15 protein-coding genes and 1 tRNA gene are annotated in these 21,056 nt (G+C 41.3%); 10 read left to right on the top strand and 6 right to left on the bottom strand.

The features are described 5' to 3' along the window. Positions 1-13: 13 nt before the first annotated feature. The 3 genes from FN809_RS13185 (at position 14) to FN809_RS13175 (ending at position 4,833) form a co-directional block, all read left to right on the top strand. Positions 14-445: a GxxExxY protein gene (locus FN809_RS13185; protein WP_142533994.1), complete on the top strand. Its 432-nt coding sequence runs from the start codon at positions 14-16 to the stop codon at positions 443-445. 44 nt (positions 446-489) lie between these two features. Beyond that, complete coding sequence (locus FN809_RS13180; protein WP_142533993.1) at positions 490-1,437, top strand: ImmA/IrrE family metallo-endopeptidase; 948 nt, start codon at positions 490-492, stop codon at positions 1,435-1,437. A gap of 300 nt (positions 1,438-1,737) precedes the next feature. Continuing rightward, the gene (locus FN809_RS13175) at positions 1,738-4,833 is read left to right on the top strand and encodes a type I restriction endonuclease subunit R (protein ID WP_142533992.1); all 3,096 of its coding nucleotides are present in this window, start codon (positions 1,738-1,740) and stop codon (positions 4,831-4,833) included. 282 nt (positions 4,834-5,115) lie between these two features. Here the strand turns inward: FN809_RS13175 and FN809_RS13170 are convergent, their stop codons facing one another. From FN809_RS13170 to FN809_RS13160, 3 genes are read right to left on the bottom strand one after another with little or no spacing between them, the layout of a single operon-like run. Further along, on the bottom strand, positions 5,116-5,529 hold the full coding sequence (locus FN809_RS13170) for a protein-export chaperone SecB (RefSeq protein WP_142533991.1): 414 nt from the start codon (positions 5,527-5,529) through the stop codon (positions 5,116-5,118). A 5-nt stretch (positions 5,530-5,534) separates the two neighbouring features. Further along, the gene (locus FN809_RS13165; protein ID WP_142533990.1) at positions 5,535-5,912 is read right to left on the bottom strand and encodes a hypothetical protein; all 378 of its coding nucleotides are present in this window, start codon (positions 5,910-5,912) and stop codon (positions 5,535-5,537) included. Further along, complete coding sequence (locus FN809_RS13160; protein ID WP_142533989.1) at positions 5,909-6,316, bottom strand: HEPN domain-containing protein; 408 nt, start codon at positions 6,314-6,316, stop codon at positions 5,909-5,911. The genes FN809_RS13165 and FN809_RS13160 overlap by 4 nt, the downstream gene beginning before the upstream one ends. Before the next feature lie 528 nt (positions 6,317-6,844). Here FN809_RS13160 and FN809_RS13155 point away from each other — a divergent pair. Continuing rightward, on the top strand, positions 6,845-11,668 hold the full coding sequence (locus FN809_RS13155) for a RecQ family ATP-dependent DNA helicase (protein ID WP_142533988.1): 4,824 nt from the start codon (positions 6,845-6,847) through the stop codon (positions 11,666-11,668). A gap of 117 nt (positions 11,669-11,785) precedes the next feature. Here FN809_RS13155 and FN809_RS13150 read toward each other — a convergent pair whose 3' ends face one another. Together FN809_RS13150 and FN809_RS13145 are read right to left on the bottom strand one after the other, a co-directional pair. Then, positions 11,786-12,034, bottom strand: a complete 249-nt coding sequence (locus FN809_RS13150) for an Arm DNA-binding domain-containing protein (RefSeq protein ID WP_185957552.1) — start codon at positions 12,032-12,034, stop codon at positions 11,786-11,788. A 439-nt stretch (positions 12,035-12,473) separates the two neighbouring features. Next, positions 12,474-12,560 (bottom strand) — tRNA-Ser (locus FN809_RS13145). 178 nt (positions 12,561-12,738) lie between these two features. Between FN809_RS13145 and FN809_RS13140 the strand changes: the two genes are divergently transcribed. From FN809_RS13140 to FN809_RS13125, 4 genes are all read left to right on the top strand, one after another. Then, complete coding sequence (locus FN809_RS13140; protein WP_142533986.1) at positions 12,739-13,620, top strand: outer membrane protein assembly factor BamD; 882 nt, start codon at positions 12,739-12,741, stop codon at positions 13,618-13,620. Positions 13,621-13,727: 107 nt separating this feature from the next. Beyond that, positions 13,728-14,675, top strand: coding sequence for a phosphoribosylaminoimidazolesuccinocarboxamide synthase (locus FN809_RS13135; RefSeq protein WP_142533985.1), 948 nt, complete (start codon positions 13,728-13,730; stop codon positions 14,673-14,675). Between the two features lie 149 nt (positions 14,676-14,824). After that, positions 14,825-15,493, top strand: a complete 669-nt coding sequence (locus FN809_RS13130) for an HAD family hydrolase (RefSeq protein WP_142533984.1) — start codon at positions 14,825-14,827, stop codon at positions 15,491-15,493. Next, positions 15,490-16,254 (top strand): MBL fold metallo-hydrolase, encoded by a 765-nt coding sequence (locus tag FN809_RS13125; RefSeq protein WP_142533983.1) that lies wholly within the window; start codon positions 15,490-15,492, stop codon positions 16,252-16,254. The genes FN809_RS13130 and FN809_RS13125 overlap by 4 nt, the downstream gene beginning before the upstream one ends. Positions 16,255-16,297: 43 nt before the next feature. Here FN809_RS13125 and FN809_RS13120 read toward each other — a convergent pair whose 3' ends face one another. Further along, a complete protein-coding gene (locus FN809_RS13120) occupies positions 16,298-17,224 on the bottom strand; it encodes a DMT family transporter (RefSeq protein ID WP_142533982.1) in 927 nt (308 codons plus the stop codon). A 522-nt stretch (positions 17,225-17,746) separates the two neighbouring features. On the opposite strand from FN809_RS13120, the gene guaA reads away from it, so the two are divergent. After that, positions 17,747-19,276 carry a glutamine-hydrolyzing GMP synthase gene (guaA, locus tag FN809_RS13115; RefSeq protein WP_142533981.1) on the top strand — a complete coding sequence of 510 codons (1,530 nt, stop codon included), beginning with the start codon at positions 17,747-17,749 and terminating at the stop codon, positions 19,274-19,276. 167 nt (positions 19,277-19,443) lie between these two features. Further along, a complete protein-coding gene (locus FN809_RS13110) occupies positions 19,444-21,051 on the top strand; it encodes a S41 family peptidase (protein WP_246095601.1) in 1,608 nt (535 codons plus the stop codon). Positions 21,052-21,056 lie beyond the last annotated feature (5 nt).

The raw sequence follows: 21,056 nt of genomic DNA, 5'->3' as shown, positions 1-21,056 counted from the left end.
TAAAATAAAGCCAATGAAAACGATGATTAATGATAAGTATGAACATTCAGCACTTACCGGCAAAATTATCAAGGCTGCCATGGAAGTGCATAATCATTTGGGCAATGGTTTTCAGGAGGTCATATACCAACGGGCCTTATCTATTGAGTTAAACATGCAGGGCTTAGCGCACGAGCGGGAAAAAGAGATGGATTTAAGCTATAAAGGATTTCCCATTGGGAAACGCCGGGTTGATTTTTTTGTGGAGGAGAAAATAATGCTCGAAATAAAGGCCGTAAAGGAATTGGAAGTCGTTCACCTGGCACAAGCTATTAATTACCTGGAAGCTTATGGCATGCAAATCGGACTGCTAATAAACTTTGGCAGTACTTCGCTGCAGTTTAAGCGAGTGATGAAACCCCGGCCAAAAAATCAGGGTTCATCACCCAATCAAAAACAATCATAGTTCCGGACTATTGCGGTAACGGGGAAGATAAAAGTTTGTTAGGTATGGAGGAAAAGCTTAATCAAGAAGATAGATATACCATTAGTGCTCTTTTTAAAAGGGCGAAAGAGTACCGTTCAAGTGCAGAGTATATTAACTTCATTCAATTTATAGAACGTTTTAATCATTACTCCCGCTACAATACCATGTTAGTATATACGCAAAACAGGGCTGTAACTTTTTTTGGTGGAGAAAGCTATTGGAAGAAAAAATTCAGACGCACTATAAAAGAAGATGCACGACCATATATCATTTTAGCTCCCGGTGGTCCGGTTATGCTGGTTTATGACATATTTGATACCGAAGGAGAATTAACTCCGCAAGAATTATTAGAAGAAGGCTTAGGTTCTAATCCACATAAAGTAAATGGTGAATTAAACGAATCCCGCCTTATAGATGCTATAGATTTAGCTCAACAATGGGGTATAGTGGTAAAAAAACGTCCCTTATCCTATTTCAATGGTGGATTTGTAACGACGATAGTTACAGGTAAGCTTGAAATTAATTTAAAGGAAGAATTAGGTGCAGCTGAACAATTTAGTGTATTGATACACGAACTGGCACATTTATTTTTAGGGCATACCGGGCATAAAGAGCTTATTCATATTGAAAAAACTAAAAAACTAAGAATTGAGCCACGCCGTTTAAACCAAAATGCTGAAGAATTAGAGGCCGAAACGGTAAGTTATCTAATCCTCAAACGACTTGGGCTAACATCAAAAAGTGCCGAATACATAGCTGGCTATATTAAGAGTGATTCACTTTTGCAGGAAGTAAACTATGAGATGATTATTAAAGTAGCTGATAAGATTGAATCTCTTTTTATCCCTAAGCACCCATCAAAAAAAGCCCTGGAAATACAAGCCCGTAATGCCAGAAAAAAACAGTTAATTACTTTATTAAAAGCAAAATTAGCGCAACAAAAGGAGTTGAAGGAGCTAAACGAAGAATGACTTACAATGCACAAGAGCAACTGGCTATTAAACAAAGAATATGAAAGCAGAAATAATAAATGCTTATAAGTACAGGTTAATCCAATGCAACAAAACACTAAAAAAAGCAATTACTGTTTGTAAATGAGCTTGATATCTATTATATAGCAGCCATCGAAGTAATAAGTAAAATTTGAGCATCTAAAGTTGCATTATATAAATTGGGCATTTGTAGTCTGATGAGCAAGTAAAATCTTTGTGTCTGAACCACAATGTGTTTGCCATCTATTATCTAACATCCTATTTTTTAAACAAAAGCACATGAGAGTAAGCCAAACTAACGAACAAGCTTTAGAAGCAGCCATAGAAAAGGCCTTAACCGGAACTTGCAAAGAGGAATTACTTGCCCTGAGCGAAGTCGAAGGGGAGACTTTTGGTAATAAGGCACAAGAACCCTTGTCGCTTTACAAGGCGGGTAAGGGTTTCAAGATTGGTGTTACAGGCGATTTCAATGCCAAATACGCCATTGATGAAACCTTTTTCTGGAGTTTCCTGAAACTTACTCAGGAAGAAGAGCTGAATAAAGTAAAGCGCTCATCGGACTGGAAGCTGAAGGTTTTGGAGCGCTACGACCGTATGGTGAAGAAATATGGCTTGTTGCGTTTGCTCCGAAAAGGATTGGAAGTAGAAGATGCCCACTTCACTTTGCTTTATCAGTTGCCGTTGGCCAGTAGCAGTAATGCCGTAAAAGAAAACTTTGAAAAAAACATATTCAGTGTAACGCGGCAGGTGCAATACAACCAAGAGAATCTGAGGGAAGAAATAGATATGGTGGTATTCATTAATGGTATGGCCATCGCAACCCTGGAGCTTAAAAATACCTGGACCGGTCAAACGGCCAAAGTGCATGGTATTAAGCAATACAAAAACGACCGCGATATCCGTCAGCCTTTACTCAACTTTGGTCGTTGCCTGGTACATTTTGCTGTAGATACCGATGAAGTGTATATGACCACAAAACTAAATGGTGGTAAAACATTTTTCCTTCCCTTCAATAAAGGAAATAATGAGGGTAAGGGCAATCCACCCAATGCTTTTGGTCATAAATCAGCATACCTTTGGGAAGAAGTATTTACCAAAGAAAGTCTTACTAATTTAATTCAGCACTTTGTGCGTTTTGATGGCAAACCGAATGATGCGCTGGCAAAAAGGACTTTGTTTTTCCCCCGCTATCATCAAATGGACGTGGTTCGGAAAATACTGGGTCATGTTGAAACGAAAGGGGTGGGTCATACTTACCTCATTCAGCACTCAGCCGGATCGGGCAAGTCCAACTCCATTACCTGGGCCGCCTATCAATTAATCGAGGTCTATCCGCAAGCCGATACACTACCCGGCGCCAAAGGGATGGATACGCCACTGTTCGATTCGGTCATTGTGGTTACCGACCGCAGATTGTTAGACAAGCAGTTGCGTGATAACATCAAGGAGTTTTCGGAGGTTAAAAACATTGTAGCGCCGGCTTATTCATCGCGCGATTTAAAAACCGGATTGGAACAGGGTAAGAAAATCATTATTACCACTATTCAGAAATTCCCATTTATTATTGATGGTATTGCCGATTTAAGCGATAAGCGGTTTGCCGTGATCATTGACGAAGCCCACAGTTCGCAAAGTGGCACAGCTGCCGGAACCATGAATCAGGCCATGGGCATGGCAAGGTCCGAAAACAATGGAGGTGAAGAGGAAGAAGATAGCCAGGATAAAATTCTGGCCGCCATGCAAGCCCGAAAAATGAAGGGCAACGCCTCCTACTTTGCCTTTACGGCTACCCCTAAAAACGCGACGCTTGAAAAGTTTGGCGTAAAGCAGGAGGATGGTTCTTTTGAACCGTTCCATCTCTACTCCATGAAACAAGCCATTGAAGAGGGCTTTATCTTAGATGTGCTGGCTAATTACACTACTTACAAGAGCTACTACGAAATTGAGAAATCAATAGAAGATAACCCTCTGTTTGACACTAAAAAAGCACAAAAGAAACTGCGTGCTTATGTAGAAAGAGACAAGCGCACCATAGCTACCAAGGCTGAAATAATGATGGAGCACTTTATAACAAAAGTGTATAATACCAAAAAGCTGAAGGGTAAAGCCAAAGCTATGGTGATAACACAAAACATTGAATCGGCCATCCGTTATTATAAAGCCATAAATAAAGTATTAGACGATAAGGGTAATCCATTTAAGATTGCTGTTGCCTTTTCGGGCAAAAAAGCCGTGGATGGCAATGAATATACCGAGGCGGAATTGAATGGTTTCCCCGAAAAAGATACGAAAGATAAATTTGACGAAGATGCCTACCGCATATTGGTGGTGGCTAATAAATACCTGACAGGCTTTGACCAACCCAAGCTTTGCACCATGTATGTGGATAAAAAGCTGCAAGGTGTATTGGCCGTGCAGGCTCTATCCCGCTTAAACCGCGCAGCAGATAAGTATGGGAAGAAAACCGAAGATCTGTTTATTCTGGACTTCTTTAACCAGGTAGATGAGATAAAAAGCGCTTTCGACCCGTTTTATACTGCTACTTCATTGAGCAGGGCCACTGATATTAATGTGCTACACGACTTAAAAGGAGCGCTGGATGATGTGGGCGTGTACGAGAAATCAGAAGTTGAATTATTTATCGGGAAATACTTTAATAATGAAGATGCACAGCAACTCAGCCCGATTATTGATATAGCAGCCGACCGCTTTAATAGCGTGCTGGAGCTTGAGGATGAGGAAAAAGCCGACTTTAAAATAAAAACCAAGCAATTTGTTAAAATCTACGGTCAGATGGCGAGTATAATGCCCTACGAAATAGTGGCGTGGGAACAATTGTATTGGTTTCTTAAGTTTCTGATTCCTAAACTGATTGTTAAAACCAAAGAAGACGAATTGATCGATGCGCTTTTGGAATCGGTTGATTTATCCACTTATGGTTTAGAGCGTACAAAGCTCAATTACGCTATTGGTCTGGATGATTCGGAAACAGAGTTAGACCCTCAAAACCCAAATCCTCGTGGAGCACATGGCGGTGATGAAGAAAAAGACCCATTGGATGATATCGTTAAAGCTTTTAACGAGCGGTGGTTTCATGGTTGGGAAGCTACACCGGAAGACCAACGTGTTAAATTCATCACTGTAAGCCAGAATATCCAGGCCCATCCCGACTACAAAGCAAAGGTGGAAGACAATACAGATGCTCAAAACCGGGATTTGGCCTTTAAGAAGATACTGGATGAAGTGATGAGCCAGCAGCGTAAGAAAGAGCTGGAGCTTTACAAACTATACGCTAAGGATGAATCCTTTTATCAGGCCTTTTTCGATACGATGAAACGCATGGTGGACAGGCCAAATGTGTTATCGAATAGGTAAAATTAAAGGTTTGTCATTCAAATATTGAGCAAAAAACAGAATATAAAGATGAGTAGGTTTTGAGCCACCCAATGAAGCAAGTTAATTAATACAATTTAAGTATATAGTATCTCCGACGAACCGCTTTGGGGGGTGGGTAAGCGCCGTTTTATGCAACCTTGCCAATACCATTCAGGAAGAAAGAATGTGCAAGACACTTGAGGTTACACATTTGAAGGATGTGGACTAAAACAAATAAGCCTCGATTTTCGAGGCTTATTTGTTTTAGTCTTTCTTAAATTATTATTCCACTTCTACTGTGTTATTTTTTAAATCTTCACCCAATCCTGTCATATTAAGGGTTGGTAAATTAATAGGTTCAAAACCTGAAAGATTTGTAAGAGTTGAAATATATGCTCTAATATAAGGGAACAATAAAGCAGGGGCATTTACATAAAAGAAATTCCCCAAATTATCAAGACCTTCTTTATTTTCGAAATGGTAGTTTGCAACAGCATTAATTTCGATATGGAATGATTTGTTTTCATCCTCTATTTTTACGCCAAGTTGCAACTGAAATTTTTGGTCATTTTTATGAATAAATCCTTTTGGGGCAAACCCCAATGATATTTTTTTTGAAGCTTCTTTGTCGTTTCTTTCAATTACAGAACGAGCAATTTTAAAGCCTTTAAATTGAAATTTTGAATAATCTTCCATTTATTTTAAGCTGCTAATGCATAATTATTCGAGTCCTGAAATTCCACACATTCACTAAAGCCTTCAACAACGAACTCTAAATTAAATACTTCATTATCAAATTTAATCAATTCATACCCCCACTCTAATATTGGGCTTTTTATCTCAGTTAATGAATCTTCTGATACAAATAAGATGTTTTCATTAGGAAATGAAGATTCAAATTCTTCTTCAATTCCTGCTTCAACATTCATATATTCTTCGTTATCTTCGAAGAAACTCAATGGAATTACTTCTATTATATGACTATTAGTATTAGCTCTATACTCATACCTTATCTGAACCTCATTAAATCTGGAATGTAATTCATTTAATTTAGTTTCTAAAAACTGTCTTGAATTCATACTTTAAAATTTTTAATGATGTAAGACCTAATCTCATTAGCTTTTGTGTAAGCATTATTCCCTTTATCTGAATTTACTTCCACATTTTCATAGTCAGACTCAGTTCTGAACTGCTTTAGGTCTTTTATTGTTCTTTTAAACTTACGACTTTCTTCTATTCCTGCAAGTCCTTTTAACTCATTAGATACATAATTTACAACATGTTGATGAGTTTTTTGTTGAGAGGCAGCAATATTTACAGCTTGGGCTTCATAATCTTCACCAAAAAATTCCTTTATCGTATATTTCAATAACTGGAAACAACTGTAATATGAGCAGTGTACACTTGGTGCATATAGGTTTTTCTGCAATAGTGCATCAGCTGCACTTATATTAAAATCAGATTTTTGTCTTAACTTACTCATAAAGAAGGCACAAACTTACTGCTTTTTTTCTAAAGCCCAAATTAATAAACTTTAATCGTTTGGCAATACGGAAATAGTTAATATTTCGTTGTTAAACTTCGCAGTTATAATCCCATCAATGCTTTCATTAATTTAACTCTTGACCAAGTTGCTATCGTTACCATTTTCCGCATCATCCAACAGGTTCAGGGCGAGCGGGGGATAGGGTAAAGAGTTGCGCAGCCGGCATTTGTTAGTGGTCTTGGGTACGGGATATAGGTAGCGGGTAGCCCGGAGCGATATCCCGCCCCGTGCGGCAGGAAACCCCTGCCGGCATATTACTTCTACCCATATTACTTCCCGATAGAAGAATTTAAGCGAAGCAAAAAATCATGACTACCATTGTAAATAAATATCATAGCGAATTGTAATGTAGGAGCATATCCCACTTGTCGGGAAAAGATTCAGGAAAGGCAACGTGTGTTTTATTAGCTGTTTTTTGGTATATTCACATGCAACAAAACAGTGGCTAAACCTAAGGCGAACGCAATGGACCATATTGTTTTCATAGATACTGAAGTAGATGCAGAGCGAAAACTGATTCGTGATATCGGTGGTATAAGCGGAAACGGATTAACATTACACACGGGCGCTGTGTCCGGGCTGATGCAGTTTATTCAGGATAAGGAGTATGTGTGCGGCCATAATATTATTAAGCACGACCTGCCATTTATCCGGCAGGCTGTTCGTGGGCCACTACCGCCATTCCGGGCCATCGACACCTTGTTTTTATCGCCGCTTTTATTTCCCGCCCAACCATACCATGCCTTGTTAAAGGACGATAAACTACAAACAGAGGAGTTGAACAACCCGCTGAACGATGCTATAAAAGCCCGGGAGCTGTTTATGGATGAGGTGGAGGCATTCCGGACTACGGATGAAGACCTAAAGCAAGTGTATTATGCGCTGCTGGCAGACAAAAAGGAGTTTTCGGCCTTTTTTGCTTTCGTGGGTTATTCCCTTTTCAACACTGATTTATACCGCCTGACGCACAAATACTTTGACCAGCGTATTTGCCGGCATGTGGATTTGAAAAAAATAGTTCGGGATGCCCCCGTTGCACTGGCGTATTGCCTGGCTTTAATCAATACCAACAGCAGGTATTCGCTAACACCTCCGTGGGTTGTTAAAAATTATCCTGAAGTGGAAAGGGTCATGTTTTTGCTGCGCAACAACCCTTGCCTGCAAGGTTGTGCCTATTGCAAGCAAAAGCTCGATGCCAACCTGGCTTTAAAAAAGTATTTCGGGTTCGATGCTTACAGAAGATATAATGGCGTGGCCTTGCAGGAGCAGGCAGTAAAGGCGGCCATTGCCAATAAGTCGGTGTTGGCGGTTTTTCCTACCGGAGGGGGTAAGTCCGTTACCTTTCAGGTGCCGGCACTAATGAGCGGCGAGAGCGTTAAAGGCCTCACCGTGGTGATATCACCGCTGCAGTCGTTGATGAAAGACCAGGTAGATAACCTGGAAAATGCAAATATTACCGATGCGGTTACCATCAATGGCTTGCTGGATCCCATTGAAAGGGCTAAATCTTTCGAGCGGGTCCAAAACGGCGCTGCCTCCATCCTGTATATTTCGCCCGAATCGCTCCGGTCGCGGTCGATCGAGCACCTGTTGCTCGGTAGAAATATCGTGCGCTTTGTCATTGACGAGGCACATTGCTTTTCGGCCTGGGGGCAGGATTTTAGAGTGGATTACCTGTATATCGGCGACTTTATTGGGATGTTGCAGGAGAAGAAAAACCTGGAGAGCGGCATCCCTGTTTCCTGCTTTACGGCCACTGCCAAGCAAAATGTTATTCAGGACATCAAGGATTATTTTTACAACAAACTAAACCTGAGGTTTGAAACCTTTAGTGCAAAGGTATCGCGTCCCAACCTGAGTTTTCAGGTGATTCCGAAGGAAAGCGACGAAGAAAAGTACGATACCTTACGCCTGTTACTCGACGGCAAAAGATGCCCCACCATTATCTATGTTTCACGTACCCGAAGAGCTTATCAAATAGCCGAAAGGCTGACTAACGATGGGTACTTGGCGCGGCCCTACCATGGCAAAATGAATAAGCAGGAAAAATCGGACAATCAGGATGCTTTTATTCGTGGCAATGTGGACGTGATGGTGGCCACATCGGCTTTTGGGATGGGCGTGGACAAAAAGGATGTGGGCATGGTGATTTATTTCGAACTGTCGGACTCGCTCGAAAATTATGTGCAGGAAGCGGGCCGGGCAGGCCGCGATGAGCACATCACCGCCGATTGCTATGTGCTTTTTAACGAGGAGGATTTGAGCAAGCATTTTATTTTGCTGAATCAAACCAAATTAAATATCAAAGAGATACAGCAGATTTGGAAAGCAATTAAAGACCTTACCCGTTTTAGGCAGTGGGTATCTAATTCGGCATTGGAGATTGCGCGCAAAGCCGGATGGGATGACAATGTGCTGGAGATGGAAACAAGGGTAACAACAGCGATCTCCGCACTCGAAGAGGCGGGCTACCTGAAGCGGGGACAGAATATGCCCAGAATTTTTGCTAACAGCATCCTGTCGAAAAGTGCCAGTGAGGCTATTCAGAAAATTAACCGGTCCGAAATGTTTACCGGAAGGCAGAGGGAACAGGCTGTCCGGATTATTAAAAAACTGTTTTCGAGCAAAAGCGGAAAGCAAGCCGCCGATGGGGAGGTGGCCGAATCGAGGGTGGATTACATATCCGACCACTTAGGCATCGTGAAAGAGGAAGTGATTAATGTGATTAATTTGTTGCGTGCCGAAAATATACTGGCCGATACCAAAGATTTAACCGCCTTTATTCATCGAAGCGACAACAGAAACCGCTCCTTGCATATCGTTACTACCATGGGTAAAATAGAACAGTTCCTGGTAATGCAACTGGATCAGAAAGAAAAAGCTTTTAACCTTAAGCAACTGAACGAGAAGGCCGTGGAAAACGGCTGTACCGATGTATCGCTCAATAAAATAAAAACGATTATCAATTTTTGGTCGATTAAAAACTGGCTGAAGCGTATACAGCACAATTTTTCAAGGAACCACCTGACCCTTTTATCGAACTTTTCAAAATCCGAATTACAACAGAAACTGGAAAAAAGGCATGCACTGGCCCGATTTATCGTCGATTACCTTTACGCTAAAAGCAATGAGAGTCCTTCCGATACCACCACGAGCCCGCAACAGGTCTTGGTGGCCTTTTCGGTTCATGAGCTGAAAAAGGAATATGAAAATCAGCATGCTTTATTTAAGCTCCGGATTTCCCTGGACGAGGTGGAAGATGCCCTGTTTTATCTTTCGCGCATTGATGCCCTGAAAATTGAGGGCGGTTTTTTGGTGGTGTACAATTCCTTAACCATTGAGCGACTCGAAGCGGACAATAAAATAAGGTATAAAGTAGATGATTACAGAAAGTTAAATCATTATTACGAAAATAAGGTACAGCAGATTCATATCGTAGGCGAATACGCTAAAAAGATGATTAGCGATTACAGGGAGGCTTTGCAATTTGTTGAGGATTATTTTCAGCTTAATTATGCATCTTTCCTGAACAAGTATTTTAAAGGGAGCAGGCAGGACGAGATAAAAAGAAACATCACACCGTCCAAATTCAGGCAACTATTCGGCGAGCTGTCGCCTGCCCAGTTGGGCATTATTAAAGATAAAAGCTCGCCTTATATGGCTGTGGCCGCGGGACCCGGAAGTGGCAAAACAAGGGTGCTGGTGCATAAGCTTGCCTCCTTATTGCTGATGGAAGATGTAAAGCACGAACAATTGCTGATGGTCACTTTTTCCAGGGCGGCAGCCACCGAATTCAAAAAACGCTTGTTTCAATTAATCGGCAATGCCGCCGCTTATATCGAAATTAAAACTTTTCATGCCTACTGTTTCGATGTGCTGGGCAAGGTGGGTTCCATCGAAAAGTCGTCAACCATCATCCGCAACACAGTAGAAAAAATCCGCAATAAGGATATAGAGCCAAACCGGATAAGCAAAGCAGTGCTTGTGGTTGATGAGGCGCAGGATATGGACATGCACGAGTTTGAGTTGATAAAAGCCCTGATGGAGCACAACGAAGAAATGCGGGTGATAGCTGTTGGCGACGACGACCAGAACATATACGAGTTCAGGGGGGCAAGTGCCCGGTACCTCGAACAGTTTATCGCCCATCAGAAAGCGAAAAAAGTGGAATTGGTTGAAAATTACCGCAGCAAGGCTAATTTGATTGAGTTTACAAACCAGTTTGTTCAAAAAATTACCCATCGCCTCAAAGCAATACCCATCGTACCCCAAACGCGGGACACTGGCTTGCTCAGTATAGTTAAACATGCCGGGGCTAACCTGATTGAACCTGTGGTGCAAAGTGTTTTATCGGCCACCCTTAGCGGAACAAGTTGCGTGCTGACGCATACCAATGCCGAAGCCGAACAAATAACAGGGCTCCTGCTGCATTATGGTACGCCTGCCAGGCTCATACAAAGCAATGAGGGTTTTAGCTTGTATAACCTGCTCGAAGTACGTTGTTTTATCCGGGCGCTGGATTTTACGGCCGACAAGTACACCATTTCCGAAGAAAACTGGAAGGCCGCCAAACGTAAGCTCTGGAACATGTACAAAGGAAGTACGAAAATAGATATCTGCATAAATCTGATTAAGGATTTTGAATTAAGTAATCCGAAGAAGAAATACCAATCCGACTTTGAGGTTTTTGTCCGGGAATCGAAGCTCGAGGATTTTATGAGTGCCCGCGGTGAAACCATTTTTGTTTCCACTATTCATAAGGCTAAGGGTAAAGAGTTCGATAATGTGTTTATGATGCTCAACGGCATCCATCCCGATACCGATGCCAAAAAGCGGGAGCTCTATGTGGGTATGACCAGAGCCAAAGAAAACCTGATAATACATTTAAACGGTAACTACCTCGACGATATTTCCTGTTCCGGAATAAACCGGATAAACGATGAGGTAGCTTATCCTGCAACAAGCGTACTCGTGGTGCAGCTTACACATAAACACATCTGGCTCGATTATTTTATCTACCGCCAAAAATTTGTACATACCCTTAAAAGCGGCGATGCGCTTACCGTGGATGAGGAAGGCTGTTATGATGCTTCGGGTAATTGTGTGCTTAAATACGCGGCTTGTTTTAAAGAGGAGATAAAGCGCTACCAACAAAAAAGCTATCAGCTTGCCCAGGGAAATGTGAACTATATCGTTTATTGGCAAAAAGAAGATTCGGAAAAAGAAATAAAAATTGTGCTGCCCGAAATAAAGTTTGTGAAACTAAATGCTCCCAACAAACCATTGTAAAAGGAAGGCTTATGAATGGAAATGGCACCCTGCCCTGGTAATATGTGGGAGTGTAAACTGAACTCTGTCCGATGTTTATTTTACTTTTTCGGCTGTAATAATCGTTTCTTTACGTTTTTAATCATTGTAGTGGTTGCGGAGGGAAGATTTAATTTCATCCAAAACACCATTAATTTTTTTTGCTTCGGCATTCCACCCTTTAACTCTGTTTAATTCAACATTCCAGATATCTTTTGTGATAAATTGTTTGGTGTTGAATTGACTGTTTTTTCCATTAATGGTAATTCTGGCCACGATAGGTGCTGTTCCATCCTTCTTTTTTGCATTCTTTTTTAGGAAAAAAAGAACATTAAATGTACTTCTCATAATCATCATTTTTTAATTTGTAAAATTACATTATCAATCTCAAAATGAAATAATTATAGGACTGCCAAGCTCGGACAAAGTACTGTCAATTTTGGACAAATCGTGACCTTTTTTTACCTGAAAATTATTGGTCACAATTTAGTCACGATTTCGTGTCATTTTCAGGCATATTAAGTAAGTCAGACAAAACATAAAGACATAAAAAAAGTCCTACAACTTATTGAAAGTGTAGGACTTGTCTCTTTTCTGTCTTTTATTGACATTTTATTCAGCGGAGAGAGGGGGATTATTTCATGATCCCTAAGTGGGATTCCTGTACAAGCATGAAAATGAAACAAACAAAGTTTGTGGCATTTTTTGTATCCTTCCGTTTACGCCAGCAAGCTGCCGGCACGTGGGGATACAAAAAATGCCCGACACTGTCGGGCATTTTCTTTTGCGGAGAGAGGGGGATTCGAACCCCCGGTACCCTCACGGGTACACACGCTTTCCAGGCGTGCACAATCGGCCACTCTGTCACCTCTCCGTGTTTTTGGCTCGTTAGAACCTACAGGCAAATAGAACCTTTTTCAATTGCGCCCACAAAAATAGAATTTAATTTTACATTTCCATCCTGACAGATGAAAAAAATTAGTGGAATCTGCCGAATGCGCTGGTATCCAATAGGCATTTTTTTATCTTTGTGCAGCACTAAAAAAAATCACATGAGAGCAAATGGGATATTAATATTATCAAGCATATTGTTAGGGGCCATGTTTAGCTGTAGCCCTTTAAAAAAGATAGAAAGTTCTGGTACAGCGGCTATGAACAGCTATGCCAATAAAAACTATGCACAGGCATTCACCCAGCTGTCCGCGGTGATAAGCAACTACAAAAATAATGATTTAAAAGTACCTTACTCCCTTGTATTTGCAGCGGCTCATTCTGCTTTACAGATTGACAATGCCAATGCAGCTGCCGATTATTACGCGCAGGCTTTAAACGATTCCGTTTCGGTGGAAGGTATTAAGGGTTATTTGCAGAGTATTAAGCAGATAGGAAATACCAAACAGGCCAATGCTGTTTTAAGTAAGTACAGCGATTATTTAAGTGACAATGGTCAAAGTGATTTTGTGGTAAACGAAAAGTTTGCTCTTGCGTTGAACACGGCTGATGATAAATCTGTTGTTGAATTGTATCCGCAGTTAAAATCGACAAACGAGGAGCAAAGTATGGCTTACATAGACGCGTTGGAAAAAACCGGTAAAAGTAAGGACGCAGTATTGTTTGTAAATAATTTATTAAATGAAAACCCTTCCTACCTTAAAGCAAAAGAGTGGAAAGCAATGTACTATTACAATAAGGCCGAAGATCAATACCAAAGCCTGATGGCCGAGTACAATAAAGATAAAAATTATACGGCCTATGTTTACTTGAAACGCGATTTGAAAAAAGTGACAAATGACTTCAGGCAAGCCAGAATGCTTTTTGAGGATTTAAGAAAAACCAATAAGAAAGAAGAAAAATACATCAAGTACTTAAAAAATATTTATTTGCGTCTGGAAATGAAAGCCGAAGCCCAAGCGATGGATGCCTTGCTTCAGTAAGCAGTCAACCTGTACCCAAATGGAACAAAGCAATATCCGGCCGTATGCAACCTGATTAGGTGGGAGGGCTGCACGAGTAAGTTAAACAACTAAAAAATAAATAATATATGAGCGAAGCAATTGTACAAAACGAATTCAATTTCCCAAAGCAAAAGGGGCATTATGTTGGTAAAGTGCGCGACGTGTACAATATTGACGATCAATATTTGGTGATGGTAGTGTCGGATCGAATTTCGGCCTTTGATGTGGTGCTACCTAAAGGCATCCCTTTTAAAGGGCAGGTTTTAAATCAGATAGCCGAAAAATTTTTGGATGCTACGGCTGATATTGTTCCCAACTGGAAAATTGCCACTCCCGATCCTATGGTAACCGTAGGGCATTTGTGCGAGCCCTTTAAAGTGGAGATGGTTATTCGTGGCTACCTAACGGGACATGCCTGGCGAGAGTACAAAGCAGGTAAAAGAAGCTTGTGTGGTGTGGCTTTACCCGAAGGAATGGTAGAAAACCAAAAGTTTGATGAGCCCCTCCTTACACCTACCACCAAAGCCGATGTAGGACACGACGAGGATATTTCGCGCGAAGAGATACTGGCGCAAGGGCTTGTTTCAGAAGCCGATTATGTGATGCTCGAAAAATACACCAGGGAACTATTTCAACGAGGAACGGAAATAGCTGCCGAAAAAGGGCTGATATTAGTGGATACCAAATATGAGTTCGGTAAAAAAGATGGCAAAATTTATCTTATTGATGAAATACATACGCCCGACTCATCGCGCTACTTTTATAGCAAAGGGTATCAGGAGCGTCTGGAAAAAGGAGAACAGCAAAAGCAACTCTCCAAAGAATTTGTGCGTCAGTGGCTCATCGAAAATGGTTTTCAGGGAAAAGAAGGACAGCAAATACCGGAAATGAGCCCCGAGTATGTAAATAGTGTGTCGGAGCGCTATATAGAATTGTACGAGCAGATTACGGGCGATACTTTTAAGAGGGCAGAAGGTACTGACGTAGCGGCACGCATCCGGAAAAATGTAAACAATTACTTAGGTCAATTATAAACACTATATTTAGTACACAACTATTTTAGCCGTAAATTGTATAATTAAAGGGCGTTCCAGGTTATTATGGTACGTCCTTTTTTAAATAGTAATAACGTAACTTGCTACTAAATGCTCGATACTAAAACTGTGATTAATATATTTAACAAATGGAAATAAAAGCGGTAATATTTGATTTGGACGGTACCTTGTTAAATTCTATCGAGGATATTGCCGATGCCAATAATAAGATGTTGCAACAATTTGGCTACCCTATTCATCCGTTGAATAAATATGTGGGTTGGATAGGAAACGGAGCGCGTACTTTGGTTGAGGCCTCCCTGCCATTGGAAAAACGTGAGGGCGACACATCGCATTATATAACTCAGTTTGAGTATTATTATAGTAAGAATATAAATGTAAAAAGCACACTTTATCCTGATATGAGTGTGGTACTGGATATGCTGGATGAAAATCGTATCCCATTGGCCATTCATACGAACAAACCACAGCATCTAACGCACATTATAGTAGAACACTATTTAAGCAAATGGAGTTTTAAAGAGGTATTGGGGCAGAGCGATCGTTTCCCGCGCAAGCCTGACCCTTCAGGCGCCTTATATTTGGCACAGCAAGTAGCTTGCCCTCCTCATAATATTTTGTTCGTAGGCGACTCTTTGGTAGATGTGCAAACAGCAAAATCCGCAGGAATGATACCGCTGGGGGTGAGTTGGGGCTTTGGGGAACCAGCTGAGGGGGGTAATGATGTTAAAATGGTACACAGTGCCCAGCAAATGATCGATTATTTAAGGAAGTACATAAAAATAAGTGAACCTTGAAAGTAACCTTTTTAGGCACCGGGACTTCGCAAGGAGTGCCCGTTATAGCTTGTCAATGTGATGTTTGTAAATCTACCGATTCGCACGATAGAAGGCTTCGTTCTTCTGTATTAATAGAGGTGGGAGGACTGAAGATTGTTATAGATCCGGGGCCGGATTTCAGACAGCAGATGCTCCTTCATGATGTACGCAGCCTCGATGCCATACTCCTCACCCACGAGCATAAAGATCATATTGCGGGGCTTGATGATGTGAGAGCGTTTAATTGGATGACCAAAAAACCGGTTGATGTGTTTGCCGAACAACGTGTGTTGCAGGCGGTAAAAAATGAGTTCGCCTATGCTTTTGTTGAACGACCCTATCCCGGTGTCCCCAAAATAAATCTAAAGCTTATTGATGAGCAAGCTTTTAAAATAAACGGTATCGAGATAATTCCGATTAGAGGAATGCACATGAAGCTTCCTGTGTTGGGATTTAGGATAGGCAGCTTCAGTTACCTCACTGATTTTAACTATATACCCAATGCATCCCTTAATAAGGTTCGTGGGTCGCAGGTGATGGTAATAAATGGCGTGCGAAAAGAGCCTCACGTATCTCATTTTTCTTTAAGCGAAGCGGTGGAGGTGCTTCAAAAGGTAAATCCACCCAGGGGATATATTACGCATATTTCGCATCAGTTGGGCCGGTATGCCATTGAAAATCCTCTTCTGCCACCCAACATTCAATTGGCCTACGATGGTTTGGTAGTGGAGTGTGAGTAAAGGCATATATCGGTCAGCAACCCACCATGGCCGGTATGTCCGGCTATTTGTCTTTATTTTTGAAAAATACGGTCATGGCCACACCTGTCAAAACCAATAATCCTCCAATGATATGATAGGTAAAAAGGTTTTCGTTAAGAAGTAAAACTCCGCCCACGATGGCAATAACCGGGCTAAGATTATTGAATACAGCAATTTGTGAAGCCGGAATATGCCTTAGTGCGTAATTAGTGAGAAAAGAGGTGAGCATCGAGGATAATACCCCCAAATATAGTACAGCCCAAAGAAATTCATTTTCAAGCAAAGGAGTATAGTACTGCTGTAATGTATGGTTTTGTATATGACTTGCCATACTCCAACCGTTAAATACCAGAAATGCCAAAATAGTCATCCAGACTGTGATTTCAATGGCCGAAAAATTAACGCTGATTTTTTTTCCCAGTATGTAGTAGGTAATCACAGTTAATACCGACATCAATAACAACAAAATACCTGTTAGCGTAGTATCACCGGATAAGTTTCCGGTATGGTAAATGATAAATAGAATACCTGCTATGGATAATGTGATTCCGGTTTTTTGCAGAATGGTGGTTTTCTCTTTCAAAAAAATACGGGCGGCAAGTAGGGTGAGAACCGGCACGGTGGCAAAAATTATCCCTGCTTCGGAAGCTGTACTGTGTTCCATGCCAAAAGTCTGGAGGGTAAAAAACAACAAAGGATAGAACAAGGAAAGGATCAACAAGGGTTTGGCCTTCTTAGAACTTAAGGGAGGGATTTTGATAATGCCAAAAACCCATAAAATAAACAGCGAAATGGTGGCTGCCGTAAAACGATACGCCATAAGGTGCATGGCGCCAGTGTGCCTTAATCCAATCTTTAAAAAAATAAACGAAAAGCCCACAATGCTGGTCATCAGTAGCAGCCCTATATAGGCTTTGGGTGATTTGTTGGGTTGATGGGCTTGCGACATATTTTTTTTCGTTGTCTTGTTTTGCGTGCTCACTTCAATGCTTCAATAGGTTTATTACCCCATAGCAACAGGAGAATGAAAACGGAATTGTTGAGTTGGTAAAAATACAAATTAACAATACCTTCTATTATAAATATTAACTTAATGGATCATTATTGTAAAATTCAACCATCGGTAGCTTATTGCTTCAAATGATTGGCATTATCAATAAAGCGATCTGGCCAACGGAATTGTTACAATATAGGAACTTAATTTATTTGTGCGATGGCTTATTATACTTGATTTTGAAATAAGGGAATAACAAATACAACCGCAAAGATGCAGAGCACGCAAAGCGTAATGCCTCTGCGTTCATTGCGCCTTTGGGGTAAAAAATAAACCTTAAATGATATCCGTACATCATCATATCCCCACATTATCAAATCATCAAATCATTTATCTGCCTATTGAGATATCCGGTCTGAATAATTATCTTTGCGCCAATTATTTTAGTTGAGTTTTAATCTTCCATATTTCAGTTTAATGCAAGAAAAAATAGTTATTCTTGATTTTGGGTCGCAATATACCCAGTTGATAGCCCGTAAAGTACGTGAATTAAATGTGTATTGCGAAATATACCCATACCATTCTGTGCCTCATTTAAACGCGGATGTAAAGGGTGTTATCCTTTCCGGAAGCCCACATAGTGTGCGCGACCCAAAAGCACCGGTGCCCGATCTGAATCAAATAAAAGGCCGCTTTCCTTTGTTGGGTATTTGCTATGGAGCACAATTTCTGGCGCATAGCTTTGGGGGCGAGGTAAAACCTTCGGATACACGCGAATACGGCCGGGCAAAGCTGGAATTTATTGATCGGAAAAATGAATTAATGACCGGCGTTTCCGATCAGTCGCAGGTGTGGATGTCGCATGGGGATACCATAGCCCAATTGCCCGATAAATATCGAATCATTGCAAGCACCGCTGATGTAAAAGTGGCTGCCTACGAAGTAAGCGATGAACAAACCTGGGGGCTTCAATTCCATCCCGAGGTGTACCATTCTACCGACGGTAAAACTATTCTATTTAACTTTGTGGCCACGATATGCGGATGCAAGCAGGATTGGACACCAGGTTCGTTTGTCGATACCACCGTCAAGGAGCTTAAAACCAAGTTGGGTAACGATAAGGTGGTACTCGGACTATCCGGAGGGGTTGATTCAACCGTGGCCGGCGTACTGCTGAACAAGGCTATCCACGACAACTTAACGTGTATATTTGTAGACAACGGATTGTTGCGTAAAAATGAATTTCAAACCGTGTTGGACTCCTACAAACATATGGGACTTAACGTTATAGGGGTAGATGCACGCAAGCACTTCCTCGATGCGCTGGCCGGTGTGTCGGATCCCGAAACGAAACGAAAAATAATAGGTCGTGTTTTTATCGAAGTATTCGATCGTGAAGCACACAAAATACAAAATGTAAAATGGTTGGCGCAGGGAACCATCTATCCTGATGTTATCGAGTCGGTGTCCGTTAATGGGCCATCAGCCACCATTAAATCGCATCATAATGTAGGCGGTTTACCCGAAGAAATGAACCTTAAAGTGGTTGAGCCGCTTAACCTGCTGTTTAAGGACGAAGTACGCAGGGTAGGTAAAGCCTTGGGTATATCACCTGCTTTACTGGGACGTCATCCTTTTCCGGGGCCCGGGCTGGCCATCCGTATTTTGGGCGACATTACCCAGGAAAAAATAGATATTCTACAACAAGTTGACCACATATTTATACAAGGGCTAAAAGATAACGAGCTGTACGATAGGGTGTGGCAGGCAGGAGCCATGTTGCTGCCCGTACAATCTGTGGGCGTAATGGGCGATGAGCGCACCTACGAAAGGGTAGTGGCGCTTAGAGCGGTAGAGTCTACCGATGGTATGACAGCCGATTGGGTTCATTTGCCATACGAATTTTTGGCCAAAGTATCTAACGATATCATCAATAAGGTAAAAGGGGTTAATCGGGTTGTGTACGATATTAGTTCAAAGCCACCAGCTACTATTGAGTGGGAATAATATAAAGAAAGGCCGGATTTTTTTCTGGCCTTTTTTCTTTTATCACCGTCTGCTTTCCCTATTGTTTTTATCTTTGTATAAAGTAACTGTAAACAAAGCTTATATTTTAGCGTTATTTTACCCACATAGCCCGGTTTTTATAATTGCCCGGTTTAATTAATTAATTTATGATTATCTCCAAGAATATTGTGTTTAAATATGTGCTGGTAGGTTTTTTACTGATGGGTGCCGGTGGATCCTTGCATGCACAAAAAAATGATCGCGACCTGCAAAAGTTACAATTGGCGTATAAACTTATTTCAACTTTTTATGTTGATTCCACCAACGACGAAAAATTGGTTGAGGATGCCATTGTGGGGATGCTTACTAAGCTCGATCCCCATTCAGTGTATATATCAAAAGAAGAGGTGGCCAAAATGAATGAACCATTAGATGGCAGCTTTGAAGGTATTGGCGTTCAGTTTAATATTTTTAAAGACACCCTTATGGTAGTCACCCCTATATCGGGTGGCCCCTCTGAAAAAGTAGGTATCCAGGCAGGCGACAGGATATTGACCATAGATGGCGAAAATGTGGCGGGCGTAGGTTTAAAAAATACCGATGTTTTTAGTAAGTTAAAAGGAAAAAAAGGTACCAAAGTAAAGTTGCAGATACTCAGAAATAATGTGAAGGATTTAATTAGCTTTACGGTTACCCGCGATAAAATACCTATTTATAGCGTTGAAGCTACATATATGGCAACACCTCAAATAGGTTATGTAAAAATAAATCAGTTTTCGGGCACCACACATGCGGAGTTCGAAAAGGCACTCAAAAAACTCAGTGACCAGGGGATGCAAGATCTCATACTCGATTTAAGAGGAAACCCGGGAGGATATCTTAAGGCGGCTATCGATATTTCTGACGAATTATTGACCGAAAAGAAATTGATTGTTTATACCGAAGGACTCACCAGTCCCCGTAAAGATTATATTGCCGGGGGAAAAGGATTGTTTGAGTCGGGTAGGGTAGTGATTCTGATCGACGAAGGCTCTGCATCGGCCAGCGAAATAGTGTCGGGTGCAGTGCAGGATTGGGATCGTGGAGTGGTTATCGGACGACGCAGTTATGGTAAGGGACTGGTGCAGAGACCATTGAACCTGCCGGACGGCTCTATGATACGTTTAACTATTGCCAAATATTACACCCCCTCGGGTAGAAGCATACAGAAGCCGTACAACAAGGGCCTGGAGTCGTATCAACGAGAGATTTACGATAGATATAGCAATGGCGAAGTGTTGAACGTAGACAGTATTCACCTGGATACAGAAAAAAAATATTACACCAAAACCAAGCAGCGTCTGGTATATGGGGGAGGCGGGGTAATGCCCGATTTATTTGTGCCTGCCGACACCACTGGTTTTTCACCTTATTATCGTGACCTGGTGGCGTCGGGTGCCTTGAACCAGTTTGTGCTCAATTATCTGGATATTCATCGTAAGCAGTTGGAAGCAGAATATCTTACTTTTGAGCAGTTCAACAAAAAGTTTGAGGTGGGTGAATCTATGCTGAATGAATTGATTGCCGAAGGGAAGAAAAGAAAACTAAAATCGGATGTCGAAGAATTCAAAAAAGTATCGGTATTACTGGCAAAAGCTCAAATAAAAGCCTTAATAGCACGTAGCCTTTATACCTCAAGTGAATACTTTGAAACCATTAATCCAAGTACCCGGGTATATAATAAGGCGCTGCAACTTCTTTTGAGCGAATCGGAATATACAAATTTATTAAATTAAGTGGT

The sequence above is a fragment of the Saccharicrinis carchari genome (genome assembly GCF_900182605.1).
GTDB classification, from domain to species: domain Bacteria; phylum Bacteroidota; class Bacteroidia; order Bacteroidales; family Marinilabiliaceae; genus Saccharicrinis; species Saccharicrinis carchari.
This window is presented reverse-complemented; position numbering and strand designations above follow the sequence as displayed.

Excerpts from the sequence above, each read along its gene's own strand:
- FN809_RS13165 (WP_142533990.1), bottom strand. The coding sequence starts at position 5,912 with ATGAATTCAAGACAGTTTTTAGAAACTAAATTAAATGAATTACATTCC.
- FN809_RS13120 (WP_142533982.1), bottom strand. The coding sequence starts at position 17,224 with ATGTCGCAAGCCCATCAACCCAACAAATCACCCAAAGCCTATATAGGG.
- FN809_RS13180 (WP_142533993.1), top strand. The coding sequence starts at position 490 with ATGGAGGAAAAGCTTAATCAAGAAGATAGATATACCATTAGTGCTCTT.
- FN809_RS13110 (WP_246095601.1), top strand. The coding sequence starts at position 19,444 with ATGATTATCTCCAAGAATATTGTGTTTAAATATGTGCTGGTAGGTTTT.
- FN809_RS13140 (WP_142533986.1), top strand. The coding sequence starts at position 12,739 with ATGAGAGCAAATGGGATATTAATATTATCAAGCATATTGTTAGGGGCC.
- FN809_RS13155 (WP_142533988.1), top strand. The coding sequence starts at position 6,845 with ATGGACCATATTGTTTTCATAGATACTGAAGTAGATGCAGAGCGAAAA.
- FN809_RS13130 (WP_142533984.1), top strand. The coding sequence starts at position 14,825 with ATGGAAATAAAAGCGGTAATATTTGATTTGGACGGTACCTTGTTAAAT.
- FN809_RS13150 (WP_185957552.1), bottom strand. The coding sequence starts at position 12,034 with ATGAGAAGTACATTTAATGTTCTTTTTTTCCTAAAAAAGAATGCAAAA.
- FN809_RS13185 (WP_142533994.1), top strand. The coding sequence starts at position 14 with ATGAAAACGATGATTAATGATAAGTATGAACATTCAGCACTTACCGGC.
- FN809_RS13135 (WP_142533985.1), top strand. The coding sequence starts at position 13,728 with ATGAGCGAAGCAATTGTACAAAACGAATTCAATTTCCCAAAGCAAAAG.
- guaA (WP_142533981.1), top strand. The coding sequence starts at position 17,747 with ATGCAAGAAAAAATAGTTATTCTTGATTTTGGGTCGCAATATACCCAG.
- FN809_RS13170 (WP_142533991.1), bottom strand. The coding sequence starts at position 5,529 with ATGGAAGATTATTCAAAATTTCAATTTAAAGGCTTTAAAATTGCTCGT.
- FN809_RS13160 (WP_142533989.1), bottom strand. The coding sequence starts at position 6,316 with ATGAGTAAGTTAAGACAAAAATCTGATTTTAATATAAGTGCAGCTGAT.
- FN809_RS13175 (WP_142533992.1), top strand. The coding sequence starts at position 1,738 with ATGAGAGTAAGCCAAACTAACGAACAAGCTTTAGAAGCAGCCATAGAA.